This is a genomic window from Streptomyces sp. NBC_00572 (assembly GCF_026341815.1).
In the GTDB taxonomy this organism is placed as follows: Bacteria; Actinomycetota; Actinomycetes; order Streptomycetales; family Streptomycetaceae; genus Streptomyces.
Genome location: NZ_JAPENX010000003.1, coordinates 288,974 through 303,004 on the forward strand (window position 1 = coordinate 288,974; position 14,031 = coordinate 303,004).

The following is a 14,031-nucleotide window of genomic DNA, read 5'->3' on the forward strand; positions in this document are numbered from 1 at the left end:
CTCGTCTCCTCGTCGTCAGTGGTCAGAACAGCGCCGGTACCGGGTCCTTCACCGGTACCGGGTCCTTCACGTCGAGCGGCTCCGGGGCGTGGACGGCCAGGGCCACCGTCAGCGCGGAGTGGTCCGTCAGCCGCTCCTCGCCGGTGCGCGTCTCGTGCACGTACCGGCAGGCCGTCACGTCGCCGGCGAGCGGCGCCGAGACGTGAGCGTGGTCGTAGCGGTAGCCGTCCCCGGTGCGCCCCACCCAGGAGTACGCGCGCTCGTCCGGGGCGAGGAGGCGGAAGGCGTCCCGGTACCCGGCTGCGGCAAGCCCGGTGTAGAACCCGTACTCCCACATCTGGAACGTGCGGTACCGGGGCACGTGGGTGGGCTCCAGGATGTTGAAGTCCCCGAGCACCAGCCGACGCCCCGTCGCCCCGGAGGGCAGGACCTGAGCCAGGCCCTCCAGGAACGACCGCTTACGGAGGACCTTGGTCTCTGTGGCGTCCCGAGAGGGCACGTACACCCCCACCACGTCGAGCGGCCCCGTGTCCGTCTGGACGGTCACCCCGGCCACCCGGTGCGGCAGGTAGACCACGGACAGCGGCAGAGGGCGCGTGGCGAGGCGGGACACGATCATCACGCCCCGCTCCCTGGTCCCGAGCAGCGGCCGGGGGAAGGTCACGGAGTACCCGGCCCCCTCGAACTGCTCGGCCAGGAACTCACACCCCGCGCTGCGCGCCGTCTCCGTCAGCACCAGCACCGACTCCGGCCGGGCTGCCAGATACCGGAGCTGCCTCTCTGCGCGCTCCCGGGACGGGTTGTTGAGGTTGTACGTCAACACGTCCACCATCGGCATTGTCAGGGCGGTCCTTCCACACTCGGATGATCGCGGCCACGATCGACAGGGCGACTTCTTCGGCCGGCACATGGGAGGCGTCCACGTTGAGCACGCGGTGCCCCATCCTGCGAAGGAACTTAGCGGCCTCGGCGAAGTACGCACATTCCACGTGGCTGGAGCCGTCCGCGCGTTCGTATCGGGAGTGCGCGCCGCGCGCGGCGAGCCGGGCCTCGATCACGTCAGGCTGCCCGCTCACCATCACAGTCAGGTCCGGCTGGACCACCCGCTCGTTGAGCAGCCACACGAACTCTCGGTCGACGCCGTCCATGCACTGGAGCGCGAGGCTACTGGCGATGTACCGGTCACAGACCACGATCTCACCGCGCCCCAGCGCGGGCCGGATCTCCTCGCCGTGCTTGAAGCGGTCGGCCGCGATGAGGCAGGCCATGGCCTCGCCCTGGTACTCGTCCGTACCGTGCCGTGCGAGGTTGCCCAGGTCAGTGTCGGTCGGCTCCCTCGTGGCGAGGGCGGGCATACCGCGCTCGGTCAGGAGCCGCGCAACCAGGCCCGTGGCGGTCGACTTCCCCACGCCGCCCGGCCCCTCGATCGCGACCAGCAGGCCGCGCCCGGTGGTCACGAGACACCGACCACGGGCAGGACTCGGGACTGCCGGGGCACCACGGGGCACTGCTCGCTGTCCACGGCCCCGATCCGCTCGCCGGCAGCCACCACGGCGGCCGGACAGCCCTTCCCGCACGAGGCGGACAGGGAGCAGCTCCGGCACGTCGAGTTGCCCCCGAGGTCCCAACGGTCGGAGAACTTCCCATAGGCGTCCAGGCGGGCGGCGACGTCGTCGTCCGTCCATACGTTGCCGACGAGGAAGTCGGTGTCAGGGTGCTGGGACGCCCTCGTCCGGGCCGCGAACACGAGGTACGGGCAGATGGCCACCCCACCGTCGGTGAAGACGTAGATGATGGTTCCGGCCTCGCAGTTCGAGAGCGGCTTGTCCGCGTTGGGGAAGCGGATGTTCACCATCTCCACGTCCCCCTCGAACGGGGCCGTCATGGCGGCGATCTCCGTCATCTGCTCGTCCGGGGTGCGCAGCTTGCCCTGGGCACTCTTGGACGCGCCGCGGCCCATGCTGCCGAGCGGGTTCATCAGGACATACTTCGCACCCTGCTCGCGCGCGAACTCCACGAGCTTCCTGTACTCCTCGTCCTCGGCGAGGTTGTTGGGCGTGCACAGCAGGCCCTGGAGGATGCCGGCGGTCGCGAACCGCTTGATGGTGCCGATGGTCTCGCCGAAGCAACCGGGCAGGCCTCGGAATACGCTGTGCGACTCCTCCGCGAACCCGTCCAGCGACACGTTCATGTGGGCGTCCAGCTCCACGAGGGCGCGGATCTGCTCGTCACTGCACATGGTGCCGTTGGTGCACACGCCCACGGCCATGCCCGCATCCCGGAAAGAGCGGATAATCGCGATCAGGTCCTCGTGCATGAAGGGCTCGCCGCCGGTCAGCGTGACCCTCGTGACCCGGGCCTCGGCGAGCTGGGGAATCAGCCGCTCCCGGATCTGCTCCAGGGGCATGTAGTTGCCCCGTTTCGTCGCGGTCACGAAGCAGTGCGCACACAGGGCGTTGCACGGCTCGCAGATCTGGACGAGCGCCTTGCGGTTGGGGTGGTCGACGGTCGTACGGAAGTAGCAGGACGCGGCCTGTTCGCCGCTCAGGATGGGACGCGCAGTCAAAGGGGTCTCCCTATCCGGTGGTTGATCCCGACCCGCCTCGGGCCGGGTGGGTGCCGTCCTGCCCGTCACAGCAGGGCGGGCGCCCGTCCTCGTCGCGCCCGGCGTGAGCCGGTACCGGGCGCCCGGGAGAGTCCCCCGACGAGAACGGAAAGGCAGGGGCGAGGGTCAGCCGAACGACGACGAGGGACCGCGCCAGACGAGGAGGCCGGCGTCGTCGGAGGGCGCGGGCAGCGCGCCGCCGGAGAACACCTCCGGCGCGTCGTTCATGAGCGCAAGGAGCCGAATGACCGGGGGCGGGGGCAGCAAGTCCACCGCTCCCCGCCGCTCGGGGTCGCCCAGGATCTGGCCGCCGAGAGCGACCATGCTGTCCGCGAGACGCCGCATGCGGCCGGGCGGGAGCGGGGCGTACCGCTCCCGCACCTCGTCCATGAGCAGACCCAAGTGCCCATGGAGCAACGCCCGCAGGTGCTCAATCCGCTCGGGCTGCGGCTCCACGCCGCCGGCGAGGCAGTCCGCTGCCACGGCCTCGGCCTCGGCACACGTCCGGCGGATCGTCACGAGGTCTATGGGCAGCTCAGCCACGGCCCACCTGCCGGTACCGGCCCAGCATCACGAGCTGGGAGACCGCGTTCGGGGAGCACAGGAAGGCTGCCGAGTCCATGGGGACCGCCCAGTACACCCGCTCGTTGTCGGCCCGGCACAGGCCCGGCCTGGGGACGCCGAGGGACGATCCGACACCCAGGCACACGGTGTCCGGCGCGTCCCACCGCCGGGCGGTGCCAGCCGGAACGAGGGCGTAGTACCAGAGGGCGTAGCGGTCGAAGATGACCGGGCCGCCCACCACGACGCCGACAAGGTAGGCGTCGATGACCGCCTCGTCAGTGGACTGGGCCGCGGCCTGGACGACGGCGGCCGGGATGCGCACGGCCGCGAACAGGCTGCCGCAGGACAGCATCGCGACGGGGTGCTCCACCCAGTCCCGGCGCGTCTGCCCGGGATCGGAGGAGGCCGAGGAGAGCCAGTGCTCGACGGCGAGGCGCCGCTCCTCGCCCGTGGTGATCTGTTGGATCGTCACCGGACCACCCCCGCGCCGGTGGATCCCTTGGCCTCCCACAGGTGCCGGCCGACGTCCCCGCCGTGGAGCAGGGTCAGCGGGGTCGCGGTCTGCTCGACCCAGGGGGCGGTGTCCCAGCGCACGTCATGCGTCGGCGGGACCGCGATCCACTGGTCCGACCCGGACCGCACCTCGCCGGGCACGTTCTCGACGGCGTACCGGCCGGTGGCGGGGAGCACCAGGAGCACGGCGTGGTCAGCGGCGACGAGGCACGGCACCGGGGCCACACGGTCCAGGGACACCATGGCGGCCATGCCCAGGTCGCGCGGGACGACCAGCGCGTCGAACACGGTCGTCCAGGCGATGAGGCCGGCGCCCGGCGAGGAGTCCAGCTCCCGCAGGGTCTCCTTCATGCCCCGGAAGGTCGGATTGCCGGGGACCGGGTGGGCGCCAGGCGTCCGGCACTCCTCGGCCTGGCAGGTGCACCCCTGCCGCGGCCGGTTGCGGTATCCCACGGTCAAGGGCCAGCCCAGTAGGCCGGCGTACGCGCGTACTGCGGCGCCCGGTTGTCGGGTATCGATCGGCTCCATCGCCGCTACTCCCAGGGGTGATCACGCGTGCACGGGCAGTGACCTTCCGAGAGTGGCGGGCAGACAGCAATGCGCCCCCTAGAAAATCTAGGGGGCGTCAACTGTTCGGAGTAGGAGCGGAGTTACCTCGCGAGTTCCATGTTCCGGATGAGGCCGGACAGGGATCCGGCCTGGGACGGGACGCCCACACGCGCGAGGTCGGACACGAGAGCCCGGCTCATCGGGTCGGCGTACACGTAGTACGGCGCGGCGGCCGCAGCCTCCCGGAGCTTGACCACGGCCGACGAGCTCTGCCCCATCCGGTGCAGCGCGCGCCTCGTCGATCCGGAAGTGCGTGCGCCGCTCCTTGCTCGGGATCTCACTGATGTCCACCCTCGGCACCTTCTTGAGCCCGGCGTCGGGCTGGTCGACCTCCACGCCGGCCTCCGCCGCGTGGACCGCGACCGTGCCCCGGCCGAACACCGTGTGCCGCTCCAGGTCGTACCATTCCGGGCCGAGCTGGTCGGCGTCCTGCAGCGCTGCGTCGATCCTCGCCCACGCATCGTCCCCCTGCCCGCCTCGGGCGTGGGCGATCGAGCACCGCAGGTGCAGCGCGCCGCGCAGGGACACCGCAGCCTGGTCCCGGCCGCGCCCGGTGGCGTGGGGCTCCAGGTCCCGCAGCGCGGCGTCCGCGACCGCGATGGTCTCCCGCAGGGACGCCTGGTGCAGCAGAGCACCGCAGCGGTCCCAGGCGACAGCGGCCTTCACGACCGGGTCGTCCAGGGCCGTGGCGGCGCCGGCGGCCACCTCTGCGGCCGACCACGCCAAGTCTGGGTAGCCGAGCTGGTTGAGGCACATCCGGGCCGTACGGGCGGCGTCCGCCAGCAGGTGCAGCGCCTCCTCCCGCTCCACGCCATCGGTCGTGAGGACAGCCGTGTTCAGGTCCTCCACGAGCGGCGGGAGAAGGGTGGCCACCTTCGGCAGGTTCGCGGCCTGCCGGGCGACGCTGGCCTGCCGGGTCTTCTCCCGCATCGCCGCCAGGTCCACCGGTCCGCCCTGGGGGCTGAGCCCGGGGTGACCGGAAAGGATCAGTCCGGCGCGGCGGAGTCCAGTCCGCAACGCGGGAATGTGGGCGTGAGCGAGGTTGCCGCCGCTGCGCTGGAGCCGGTAGGGCTGACCCAGCAGCCACACCACATCCACGTCGCAGCGATCCGCGATCGCCGTGATGACGCTGTACCGGTCGAGCGGCTGCCGACCGCTCTCGACGTTGGCGACCCAGGACTCGGAGCGGGCGAGGAAGTCCGCCAGCTCAACTTGCGTCAACCCAGCGGCGTTTCGGGCGATCTGTACGCGCGTGCCGATGTGCTCGTCGGTGGAAAGGGGCATACTGAACTCCGTTCTGACCTAGACAATCAGGACGGTACTCCGGAACGCGCCCCCGCACAGCCCAGAGCGGCGGGGGCGCAGGCCCTCACCCGCACGCCACCGACGGCGATTTGACGCTGCGTCTACGCCCAGCCGCTCCCGTGCGGCGATGAAGACAGCGGGTTGACTTCACTTCCCGGCAGTCGACAGACCTCGATTCGGGCGTCCCCTCACCGTTCGAAAGTGACGTTCAACGTCATGATCATGGTCTGCACCAGGCCGCCGGGGCCAAGGTTCAGAATACTGGCGGGGCTGACGTCAATGTCTGGGAGTCCGATGGCAGGGGCAGCAGCGGGCGCTGCGGATGCGGGAACGATCGGCACGAGAAGAGCGGCGAGAGTCAGGCCAAGAACACCTGCGCACCGCTTGAACGATGTAGTCACGCGATAGACGTACCGTGGCCGACCTGCGAGGTGCAGATACTCCCGGGTAAGCCACCCGATGGAGTACGCCACCCTTCAGCGAGTCACTCAGCATTCAATGACATCCGCTCAAGGTGCACTGTCACGGGACAACCTGCTGTCCTGTGCCATTGAACTTCGATCACGTGCCATTGAAGTTTGAGTGCTGGGATCATCTGGCACTGCGAGTCGGACGCTTGAGTGACGGCCCGTCGCGATCCGGCTGCTGGCGGCGTAACCAAGATCAGGCCGAAGGCGTTCTCATACGCATCACCCTCCTGCGGGTGCGACACGAACGAACGGAGCAACCTTGATGCGTGTGACAACGCTGGCAGCCGTCGCGGCACTGGCCGGCGTCGCGATTCTCGGCAGCAGTACGGCGGCCTCGGCGGCCCCCGAGCCGATCGACACCACGCCCGTGGTCGGCACGCTTGACGGTCTCGTGGGCGCCGTGAGTGCCCCTCTGGCCACTGCCAACATCGTGTGCCCGGCTCCCTGGAAGCAGTCGGGCTTCGGCCTGCAGGACTACTACGTGGCGTGTATCGCCACACCAGTTGCCAGCCGCTGATCCCGCCTGTGCGCAGCCGTGCGGAGCCTTCGCTCTGAGTGAAGGCTCCGCACCGCTGCACGGCCGTGAGTAGCGATCCCGCCGATCAAACTTCGCTGGCACGCGCTCAAAGTTCAGTGTCACAGGCCACCTGCGACCGCCGCCATCCCCGCGCGCCTCGCAGCACTATAATCGAACTTGTGCCCGATTCCTTGCCTCCCGACCTCCCTCGCCTCCGCGTGCTGGAGACGTGGCACGCGGCCGTGCTCGGCGAGATCCGCGCGAAGATCGCCAAGGTCGAGACACACGAATCCCAGATGCGGCCCGTACGAGAAGTCCCCGCCGGGCCGACGTGGGTCCTCTCCTACCTACGAAAGGGCAGCCAGCCCATCGCGGACAGCGTCCACCTCGGGGACTGCCGCATGGCCAGCAAGCACACCCGGGCACTCACCCGCGAGCAGGCCCTCCAAGCCATCACCGCCGGAGGCATCACGGCATGTGCCATCTGCCGGCCAGACACAGACCTCGGCATCCTGGACTGACTCGATGCACCCTGGAGGCATGGACGGCGCCCCGATAGTGGTCCACCCGCCCTCCCCCACCGGAGGCCGCCGAGTCACCGTGCACGGCGGAAGCATCCTCGGCCTCGCGCACAGCGACAGGGATGTCGTTGAGTTCCTCCGGCGCGCTGGACTCCCAGACGCCGACGACCTGCTCGACGACCCCACTTGGGTGAAATGGAGGGGCGGCCGTGCGCACGAGTACGAGGCGGCTTGAGCTGATCACCGCCGCATGCCAGACCCGCCCTCTACCGTGATGGGCATGCCTCCGCGCTCCCGGCCCCGCAGCCCTCTACGGCCTGCCGCCGACGAGATCAACCAGGCCATCCGCTGGCTGATGGACGAGGAGCCCGACGGGGAGCTGCACTCCGAGAAGTACCAGCGCCTCCTGGTCCAGTGGGCCGCGGCCACACGCAGCCCTCAGGTCACCCGGACGCCCCGGCGGACACCCTGTCCGGTCAGTGTCCGCGCAGGCCAGAAGCGGCAGGCGGGGACGCCAGGCACACCGTGTCCGGACAGCCTGACAACCGGCGCGGACAACCTGTTCGGACACAGCAGCGCGCCCCGCCCGGGTTCCACCGCCGGACGGGGCGCACAAGGGTCCAAGTAGCACCAACGGACGAGATCGACGCTAACCTCGCGCTTTCATGAGCGTGCTCGTCCATGCCTTGATCAAATAAGCGGAGAGTGCTTCTGACCTGCAACGATGGGACTTGTTTAGGGTCCTGTTGGCTGCACGGAAAGAAGCACTCTCCAGGTGAGCAAGCGTATCGGGTTGTACCCGCGTGTCCGCGTCGAGGGGGGTGGCAGCGGGGCGGTCTCGCAGGCCGGGGCGGTGCTGCTGGTCGAGACGGTTCGCAAGTCCGGTCTGGACACCGCGATATCGGCGGCAATGGCGCCGTGGCGCAAGCCGCGGGCAGTGCACGACCCGGGCAAGGTTCTGCTGGATGTCGCGCTCGCAACGGCTCTGGGCGGGGACTGCCTGGCCGATTGGGGTGCACAGGGCTTTGCGGAAGACCGGAGCCGTCCGATCAGCCAGGCGATGGCGCGTCCGACGGAAGTCGCCATACCGTTCCCGTGAAGGGGGGGTCCGTATTGGGCGCCAAGTTCACGGCTCCCCCTTGGGGCCGGGTATCCCCATTCAGGAAAATGAGGTGACTTTCTGGGTGGGTACCCATGCATCTCAATACTGTTCCCCCATTTCTGACCTCAGGACGCCATTTGGTGCCGGAGAGCCCTGCTTGAGGCTCCAAGACCACAAATCCCTTGTCGGGTGCGGTTATGCCGTTCAAGAAACGCCCTTTCCCCTGAAGGTCGCCAAGGCACTTGAAAGTGAAGATACCGCTTTCGATCTCTCGGCGTTCCCACCTGGTGCCGCTAAAATCGAAGGGCTTCTCCACCAGGGATACTGTCCCAGCTACGGTGTCGCCATTGAGCCAACGCTTTCCTTCAACAGGCCCTCGACACTCGATGAAGACTAGGTCAACCATGCTCTCCTCCTCATAACTAATACATGAGCCTTTGTTGGAAGATGCTGTTCCTTCATACTGTGTCGATAAGTGGGCCTACGCAACTCATTGAGTCGAAACTCTTGGGGTTCCGCTCCGCAGAGCTGTGGCCTGTGGTGATGGCCGGGTGTCCCTCGCAGAGCAAGAGTTTCTGATCAATAGCTAGCTAGCTAGCTAGCTAGCTACTGTAACGCCCGGGTCGGACACCGGCCCAGACCAGCCTGGCCGGTGAGACGCCGCCTAGGTCCTGCCGTCAAAGTGATCTCGGATTGCGGATCACGGAGTCGTGATGCGCAGCCATGAACTGTCCGATGCCGAATGGGACCTCATTAGGCCGCTGCTTCCTCGGCCCGTGCTGGGGCGACCCCGGATGGACGACGGAACCGCCCTGAACGGCATTGTGTGGAAGTTCCGCACCGGGGTCGCCTGGCGTGCCGTGCCCGAACGGTACGGATCGTGGACCACGCTCCACCCCCGATTCCGCCGAGTCCTGCAAAGCGTCCGTCACCCTCGCATCACTCTTGATGTGGGCCTGACACTTTGACGACAAACTCCTAGGGTCATCAGGTCATCCGCATCTGCGGCATCAATCAGCGTCCCCTAGCAGAATCTTTCCCCTTCGCCGAGGCGAAGCAAATCGGGCAATCTGGAAGATGATGCTTCTTGCATTGCCTCCCCTCCGGCAGCCCTGTTTTTACCTCCGCCTTCGGCTGCGTACCATCGCCGCTGCGCCCACTATCACTGCGAGACATTGAATTACACCTCTACCATTACAAGTTAAGGAACGTTTTGGCTGCGGTTCCGCCACCAGTCGATGGAGACCCACACAATTTGCGCAACCCCAGATGCGCAGAGCACTCCGAGTGCCGCCCATCTCAGACTGCAATCTACAGATGGGACTGATCTACCCAGGTCATAGGCGGTTGGCGGCACGACAGTCAATCCCAGCCCAACAGCCAGAAGGACGAGGCCGATGTGGTAGCAGACGTGCGCTCTGCTATGCCATCCGCGCCACCGCCCAAGGTCACGTTCCTGCACCTTTCTGAGATGCTCCTCCTCCCAACCTTGCCATGGCTCTGGTCGCCACTGGGCAATGTCGGCGCGCGAGTAGGCGTAGCCGCACGCCTGAACGCCACATTGCACACATGTAACCAGCATTGCAGCAGCGAGACTCAGAAGCAGGAGCGACCATCCCGGCCAACGTATTCCCTGAGGGGCCTGTGCGATTACTCCCAACACGGCGATAGAGAAACCAGCCAAAAGCGCAGCGGCAATGCCGGTCATCGACTCGCTCGACCGATGGAAGTTAATTGGGGTCGGCTGTGCCCAGTATTTTCTCGGGATGTACGGAGGCATTCCTTCCTCCTCGATACCTAGCGGCTGACGCCCTTCCATCGTCACGCCTACCAGCGAGGTCGGCAAACGTACATTCGGCCTGCAATATGGTTGAGATTAGGAGAACATACTCGGGCCATGGGCGACGGAGCTGACCAGCGCCCGGGCCTACCGGGCGGGCTCACGGCCCTCGGGTCCCCGCCTCTCCACCATGAACCAAACTCCCCGATTGCGGGCTACGCCCGTGTCGAGCGCGGCGGTGAGCTCTCCTTGCGCGCCTGTGTGTTCACCCCGGATGGCAAGACCGTGCTGAACGCCCACGAGTGGGCCGGGCGACTCGACCCGTCCACGCTGGGCACGTCCGTGGCCGTCGCGCTCCTCCGGCAGGGTGCGCGCGAGTTGATCGACAGCATCCCCCACTGACCAGCACGTAACGATCCCGCCCACCCTGCTCCTGCCGTCCCGCCGACGTTGCACACTTCCTCTGTGAACTGGCTCCTGGGGAACGAGTGGCTTGGCCCACTGGGCGACATAGGCAAGATCATGGGTGGGGTGGTTGCCGGGATGGCGATTCTCAAGGGCCTCTCGGCCTGGTGGAAGAAGGGTCCGGGCCGACGGCGCATCTGGGCCAAAAACTTCCGGCTACTCGGGCCGGGAGTTCGGCCGGCCTACGTGGAGTCGCTGTTCGGTGAGCCGGCGTTCGAGTCGCTGGCGGATTTCGAGCCGTACGGCGGGGTCTACCGTGCGCCGCCGACGGAGCGGGTGTGGAAGCTCGGCGAGGACGGTTACCTCGTCACCTGGAGCAACGAGCTGCGGGTGCGGGCCTACTCCATCACGACCCGCTCCAAGAAGTTCAAGCCGAAGATCCGGATCGGCGCGGAGTGGGGCAGCAACGGCGCCTCCGCGTACGTGCAGCTCGGACGAACCCGGCTCAAGGACATCGGCGCCGCGGCCGGGTGGGAGCCCGAGGAGGTCGCCTCCTGGGTGGGCGCGCGCCGCGCGGAGTACTACGAGACGTACTACGCCGGGAACCCCGGGCACTACTCCCGCTGGGCCTGCGGGGTCTCCCAGGCAGGCAGCGGGCGGGCCGTGGGTGCCGTGGAGCGGCTGGGGCCGGAAGGCTCCGCCTTCCTCGACTGGGGGAAGCGCGAGGAGCTGACCGCCGAACAGTCGGACTCCCTCAACCACTTCCGCGCCCAGGCCACGGTCAACAGCCTTATGGTCCTCGCAGGGGACGCGCCTCGACTCCTGCCCGACATGCCGCGCACCGGCCCGGACCTCGACGTCGTACGGACACTGATCAAGCCTCCCGGCCTGCTCGGGAAGTGGCAGCACCGCCGCGACCTCAAGAAGATCGAACAAGGCGACCGGCCCCGGCGGTTCGCTCTGTGGCCTCTCGGCCGGGGGCAGTAGCGGCCGCCCCCTCTCGGTAGACGGCCGCTCCGTTCACGAGGTCAGGGGCGGGGCCGGTGGGCCGTCTTCCTCGTCAGGATGGTCCGGGCACAGCCAGGCCAGCCGCTGGTTCGCGAGGTCGACGGCATCCCGCAGCGACCCGCCGCTGTTGGGGTAGAGCTCGTGCTCGACACGGCTCAACCGCTCCTCGATGCCGCTGACGCGCTCCATGACGCCAGGCCGAGCCGGCACTCCCGGGCGCTCCGGCTCGCCGGCCCAGTCGTCCATGAACTCGTTGACCCGGCCGCCGAGGTGGAGCAGCCCCCGCAGGACCCGCCAGACGCCAGCGACAACGGCCAGGACGACGGAGGCGACGCCGCCCCACAGGAGCACCGTGTCCAGGGCCGGGATGCCCGGTCTCCATGCTCACCCTCCGGAGGTCGCCGCGTCGCCGCGCGGGGTGTGCTTGGCCTGCCAGCCGGCGGCGAAGGTAATGAGGGTGGGCACGAGGGCGAGGACGAACGGGCTCAGGGCGTCGGGCAGCGGGTCCAGGAGGCGGGCGTGGTCCTGGACGGCGGCGAGGACGGCCAGAACGCCGGTCGAACCGAGGTAGGCCGCGGCGGAGGCGGCGGTGACCTTCTTCTCTACGGGAACGTTCGCCATGTTCGTGTCCTTTCTCAGGCGATGATGGTGAAGGAGTGCTTCGCGGCGAGCCGCGTGAGGGAGGCCCGGCCGGGGATGCCGTCCGCCGGCTGTCCGGGCTCACGGCCACGGAAGCCGCATTCCTCCTGCCAGTCGCTCATCGCGGTGACCGTGGTGGTGCCGTAGTGGCCGTCCTGGTGGCGCTTGGCCAGCAGGCCCTCGTCCACGAGGGCGGCCTCCACGGTGATGACCCCGGTGTAGGTGACCGGCGTGCCGACCAAGCGGGGGTTGCTACGCGCGGCGGCGACCAGCTTGGACAGGGAGACGACCGGCCGGGACGGGATGGGCAGGGGCTTGGTCGGCAGGGGGTGGCCGAGGCGGGCCGCGATCCGGTCCCGCATGGATGGCATCGTGAAGCCTCGCGGGTCCGGCTTCCCCGGCTGCCACTCCAGGTGACCGAGGACGGACCCGGCGCCCCAGTTGTGGAACCGGCACAGCGCGGCGGACGCCCGCTCGATCGCGTCCAGTTGGACCGCCGGCCACGGGTCCTCGCCGTCGCCGAAGTTCTCGCACTCGAACCCGTAGAACGCCCGGTTGCCGTCGACCGTGGCCTCGTCGTCCTTCGGGAGGCGGGTCTCCGCGATGATGGCGCGCAGCACGTCGGGGTCCCCCAACCCGGCGTGATTCGCCCGGCCGTGACCCACCAGGTGGACCGTGCCATCCTTCGCAATGACCCCGTGGCACAGCGGCCCCGGCAAGCCCGAGTAGCCGTCCCGGCACATGGCGACCGTGTGCGCCGTGCCCCGGGTGACGGTGTGGTGGATCATCACGCCGTGGACGGCGCCCCACGGCCCCATGTGGTTCCGGGACCTGGTGCGCCACGCCCCGACCTCCACGACCTTGAGGCCCTCGCCCCGGAGCGCGGCGAGGAGCTGGTCGGCTCCGATCGGCGCGGCCATCAGACGCGCTCCGGCCAGTGCCAGGACCCGGCGAGCATCCCGGCCGCGTCCGCGTGCACGGAGCCTCCGGCGGCGAGCGGGTGGAAGAACTGACCGGTGGGGTTGAGCACGACCAGGCCGACGCGGCCGGGGTCGTCCTGGTCGACCTCGGTGACGATCGCGGCCCGGCACGCGGGCGGGAAGGCCTGGGAGCCGTCGCTGCGCACGGGAGTGCCGTGGGACACGTAGTGGACGGTCCGTCCGACGGACGCGGGTGGTTGAGACATGGGCACCTCCAGGGCGCGGACAGGGGTGCCCGGACAGGGTCCGGACACCGGGCAAGGGGAGGGAGGACAGGTGTCCGCCCTCGTGTCCTCGGACACAGGCAGAGGGGCGGTGACCTGCGCGGACACCGTGCGGACACCGTCCGGGCAGGGGTGTCCGCACACGATCGGCAGCGCCCGCCGGACAGGGGGCGCGGACACCTCGGCGGACACGTCGAGGACACCGCCCGGACAGGGGTGTCCGGAGGTGTCCGTGGGCGCGGTCGGCCGGCTCATCCGTACAGCTCCACGATCACGATTCCGCGCTCCCCGGCGCGGCCGGCCTGGGCCGCACCGTTCGCGGAGATCGACCCTCCGCCCCCGGCCCCGTAGCCGCGCGGCACGTTGCCGACGCCGGCCGTCGCCCGGGAGGCGCCGCCGCGGCCCATCTTCTGGTGGCGTTCCGGCAGGTCGGGTTCAGCCCGTCGCTGAGCAAGGTCGCGGCGATGTGGAGTGGGAAGCCGGTCACGGTGCGCCTGGATGACCTGGATCGGATGTGCGCCGCGCTGGGCTGCCAGGTCTCAGACCTCCTGGAGGCCGAGCCGCACGAGGCGCAACTGCCGGCCGACGTCGAGCAGACGCAGAAGGCGGTTGGCGCGGAGGGCTCCGGTGCGGCGCGTCCGGTGCCTCGCGCCGGGCGTTCGCCGCGATCACTGCCGCCGAACTGAGGATGGGGGCACGGCCGAAGCGTCCGAAGCGGCCGGGACGCGTAGGGAACTGCTCCGGCTGTCTGGGGTGGGGCTGGCTGGTGCAGCCGCCGTACTGCTCGCC

The 14,031-nt window shown here is 68.9% G+C and carries 19 protein-coding genes and 2 pseudogenes; 9 read left to right on the forward strand and 12 right to left on the reverse strand.

The window, feature by feature from the left end; all coding sequences use genetic code 11:
* Positions 1-22: 22 nt before the first annotated feature.
* The 7 genes from OG514_RS38010 to OG514_RS38040 form a co-directional block, all read right to left on the reverse strand.
* Positions 23-820: an endonuclease/exonuclease/phosphatase family protein gene (locus OG514_RS38010; protein ID WP_323181694.1), complete on the reverse strand. Its 798-nt coding sequence runs from the start codon at positions 818-820 to the stop codon at positions 23-25.
* Positions 702-1,457 carry a dTMP kinase gene (tmk, locus tag OG514_RS38015; RefSeq protein ID WP_266902840.1) on the reverse strand — a complete coding sequence of 252 codons (756 nt, stop codon included), beginning with the start codon at positions 1,455-1,457 and terminating at the stop codon, positions 702-704. Before tmk ends, OG514_RS38010 begins: the two co-directional genes overlap by 119 nt.
* Positions 1,454-2,566 (reverse strand): radical SAM protein, encoded by a 1,113-nt coding sequence (locus OG514_RS38020; protein ID WP_266902842.1) that lies wholly within the window; start codon positions 2,564-2,566, stop codon positions 1,454-1,456. The genes tmk and OG514_RS38020 overlap by 4 nt, the downstream gene beginning before the upstream one ends.
* 165 nt (positions 2,567-2,731) lie before the next feature.
* Positions 2,732-3,148 (reverse strand): DUF6415 family natural product biosynthesis protein, encoded by a 417-nt coding sequence (locus OG514_RS38025; protein ID WP_266902844.1) that lies wholly within the window; start codon positions 3,146-3,148, stop codon positions 2,732-2,734.
* The gene (locus tag OG514_RS38030) at positions 3,141-3,641 is read right to left on the reverse strand and encodes a hypothetical protein (RefSeq protein WP_266902846.1); all 501 of its coding nucleotides are present in this window, start codon (positions 3,639-3,641) and stop codon (positions 3,141-3,143) included. Before OG514_RS38030 ends, OG514_RS38025 begins: the two co-directional genes overlap by 8 nt.
* A complete protein-coding gene (locus tag OG514_RS38035; protein ID WP_266902848.1) occupies positions 3,638-4,033 on the reverse strand; it encodes a hypothetical protein in 396 nt (131 codons plus the stop codon). The genes OG514_RS38030 and OG514_RS38035 overlap by 4 nt, the downstream gene beginning before the upstream one ends.
* Before the next feature lie 264 nt (positions 4,034-4,297).
* The gene (locus OG514_RS38040; RefSeq protein ID WP_266902850.1) at positions 4,298-5,575 is read right to left on the reverse strand and encodes a helix-turn-helix domain-containing protein; all 1,278 of its coding nucleotides are present in this window, start codon (positions 5,573-5,575) and stop codon (positions 4,298-4,300) included.
* A 753-nt stretch (positions 5,576-6,328) separates the two neighbouring features.
* On the opposite strand from OG514_RS38040, the gene OG514_RS38045 reads away from it, so the two are divergent.
* The 8 genes and pseudogenes from OG514_RS38045 (at position 6,329) to OG514_RS38075 (ending at position 11,378) form a co-directional block, all read left to right on the forward strand.
* Positions 6,329-6,583, forward strand: coding sequence for a hypothetical protein (locus OG514_RS38045; protein ID WP_266902852.1), 255 nt, complete (start codon positions 6,329-6,331; stop codon positions 6,581-6,583).
* Between the two features lie 179 nt (positions 6,584-6,762).
* Positions 6,763-7,104 carry a DUF6233 domain-containing protein gene (locus OG514_RS38050; protein WP_266902854.1) on the forward strand — a complete coding sequence of 114 codons (342 nt, stop codon included), beginning with the start codon at positions 6,763-6,765 and terminating at the stop codon, positions 7,102-7,104.
* 19 nt (positions 7,105-7,123) lie between these two features.
* Entirely contained in the window at positions 7,124-7,339 is a 216-nt protein-coding gene (locus tag OG514_RS38055) for a hypothetical protein (protein WP_266902856.1), read from the forward strand.
* Positions 7,340-7,384: 45 nt separating this feature from the next.
* Positions 7,385-7,732: a hypothetical protein gene (locus OG514_RS38060; RefSeq protein ID WP_266902858.1), complete on the forward strand. Its 348-nt coding sequence runs from the start codon at positions 7,385-7,387 to the stop codon at positions 7,730-7,732.
* 147 nt (positions 7,733-7,879) lie between these two features.
* A pseudogene (locus OG514_RS38065) lies at positions 7,880-8,113 on the forward strand (transposase); the annotation flags it as partial.
* Between the two features lie 806 nt (positions 8,114-8,919).
* Positions 8,920-9,174 carry a transposase gene (locus tag OG514_RS39560; protein ID WP_353962718.1) on the forward strand — a complete coding sequence of 85 codons (255 nt, stop codon included), beginning with the start codon at positions 8,920-8,922 and terminating at the stop codon, positions 9,172-9,174.
* A gap of 1,010 nt (positions 9,175-10,184) precedes the next feature.
* Positions 10,185-10,388, forward strand: a pseudogene (locus tag OG514_RS38070) (hydroxymethylbilane synthase); the annotation flags it as partial.
* A 141-nt stretch (positions 10,389-10,529) separates the two neighbouring features.
* On the forward strand, positions 10,530-11,378 hold the full coding sequence (locus OG514_RS38075; protein ID WP_266902860.1) for an ETEC_3214 domain-containing protein: 849 nt from the start codon (positions 10,530-10,532) through the stop codon (positions 11,376-11,378).
* A gap of 33 nt (positions 11,379-11,411) precedes the next feature.
* Here OG514_RS38075 and OG514_RS38080 read toward each other — a convergent pair whose 3' ends face one another.
* The 5 genes from OG514_RS38080 to OG514_RS38100 all read right to left on the reverse strand — a co-directional run bounded on the left by OG514_RS38080 (position 11,412) and on the right by OG514_RS38100 (position 13,649).
* A complete protein-coding gene (locus tag OG514_RS38080) occupies positions 11,412-11,750 on the reverse strand; it encodes a hypothetical protein (protein ID WP_266902862.1) in 339 nt (112 codons plus the stop codon).
* 33 nt (positions 11,751-11,783) lie between these two features.
* Entirely contained in the window at positions 11,784-12,020 is a 237-nt protein-coding gene (locus tag OG514_RS38085; RefSeq protein ID WP_266902864.1) for a holin, read from the reverse strand.
* Between the two features lie 14 nt (positions 12,021-12,034).
* Positions 12,035-12,958 (reverse strand): N-acetylmuramoyl-L-alanine amidase, encoded by a 924-nt coding sequence (locus OG514_RS38090; RefSeq protein ID WP_266902866.1) that lies wholly within the window; start codon positions 12,956-12,958, stop codon positions 12,035-12,037.
* Positions 12,958-13,224 carry a hypothetical protein gene (locus tag OG514_RS38095; RefSeq protein WP_266902868.1) on the reverse strand — a complete coding sequence of 89 codons (267 nt, stop codon included), beginning with the start codon at positions 13,222-13,224 and terminating at the stop codon, positions 12,958-12,960. Before OG514_RS38095 ends, OG514_RS38090 begins: the two co-directional genes overlap by 1 nt.
* A gap of 269 nt (positions 13,225-13,493) precedes the next feature.
* Positions 13,494-13,649, reverse strand: a complete 156-nt coding sequence (locus OG514_RS38100) for a hypothetical protein (RefSeq protein WP_266902870.1) — start codon at positions 13,647-13,649, stop codon at positions 13,494-13,496.
* A 6-nt stretch (positions 13,650-13,655) separates the two neighbouring features.
* Between OG514_RS38100 and OG514_RS38105 the strand changes: the two genes are divergently transcribed.
* A complete protein-coding gene (locus OG514_RS38105; protein WP_266902872.1) occupies positions 13,656-13,928 on the forward strand; it encodes a helix-turn-helix transcriptional regulator in 273 nt (90 codons plus the stop codon).
* The last annotated feature ends 103 nt before the right edge of the window (positions 13,929-14,031 follow it).

Coding starts and splice junctions, on each gene's coding strand:
- OG514_RS38045 (WP_266902852.1), top strand. CDS start 6,329: ATGCGTGTGACAACGCTGGCAGCCGTCGCGGCACTGGCCGGCGTCGCG.
- OG514_RS38060 (WP_266902858.1), top strand. CDS start 7,385: ATGCCTCCGCGCTCCCGGCCCCGCAGCCCTCTACGGCCTGCCGCCGAC.
- OG514_RS38035 (WP_266902848.1), bottom strand. CDS start 4,033: ATGAAGGAGACCCTGCGGGAGCTGGACTCCTCGCCGGGCGCCGGCCTC.
- OG514_RS38075 (WP_266902860.1), top strand. CDS start 10,530: ATGGCGATTCTCAAGGGCCTCTCGGCCTGGTGGAAGAAGGGTCCGGGC.
- OG514_RS38100 (WP_266902870.1), bottom strand. CDS start 13,649: ATGGGCCGCGGCGGCGCCTCCCGGGCGACGGCCGGCGTCGGCAACGTG.
- OG514_RS38040 (WP_266902850.1), bottom strand. CDS start 5,575: ATGCCCCTTTCCACCGACGAGCACATCGGCACGCGCGTACAGATCGCC.
- OG514_RS38085 (WP_266902864.1), bottom strand. CDS start 12,020: ATGGCGAACGTTCCCGTAGAGAAGAAGGTCACCGCCGCCTCCGCCGCG.
- OG514_RS39560 (WP_353962718.1), top strand. CDS start 8,920: ATGCGCAGCCATGAACTGTCCGATGCCGAATGGGACCTCATTAGGCCG.
- OG514_RS38090 (WP_266902866.1), bottom strand. CDS start 12,958: ATGGCCGCGCCGATCGGAGCCGACCAGCTCCTCGCCGCGCTCCGGGGC.
- OG514_RS38095 (WP_266902868.1), bottom strand. CDS start 13,224: ATGTCTCAACCACCCGCGTCCGTCGGACGGACCGTCCACTACGTGTCC.
- OG514_RS38055 (WP_266902856.1), top strand. CDS start 7,124: ATGGACGGCGCCCCGATAGTGGTCCACCCGCCCTCCCCCACCGGAGGC.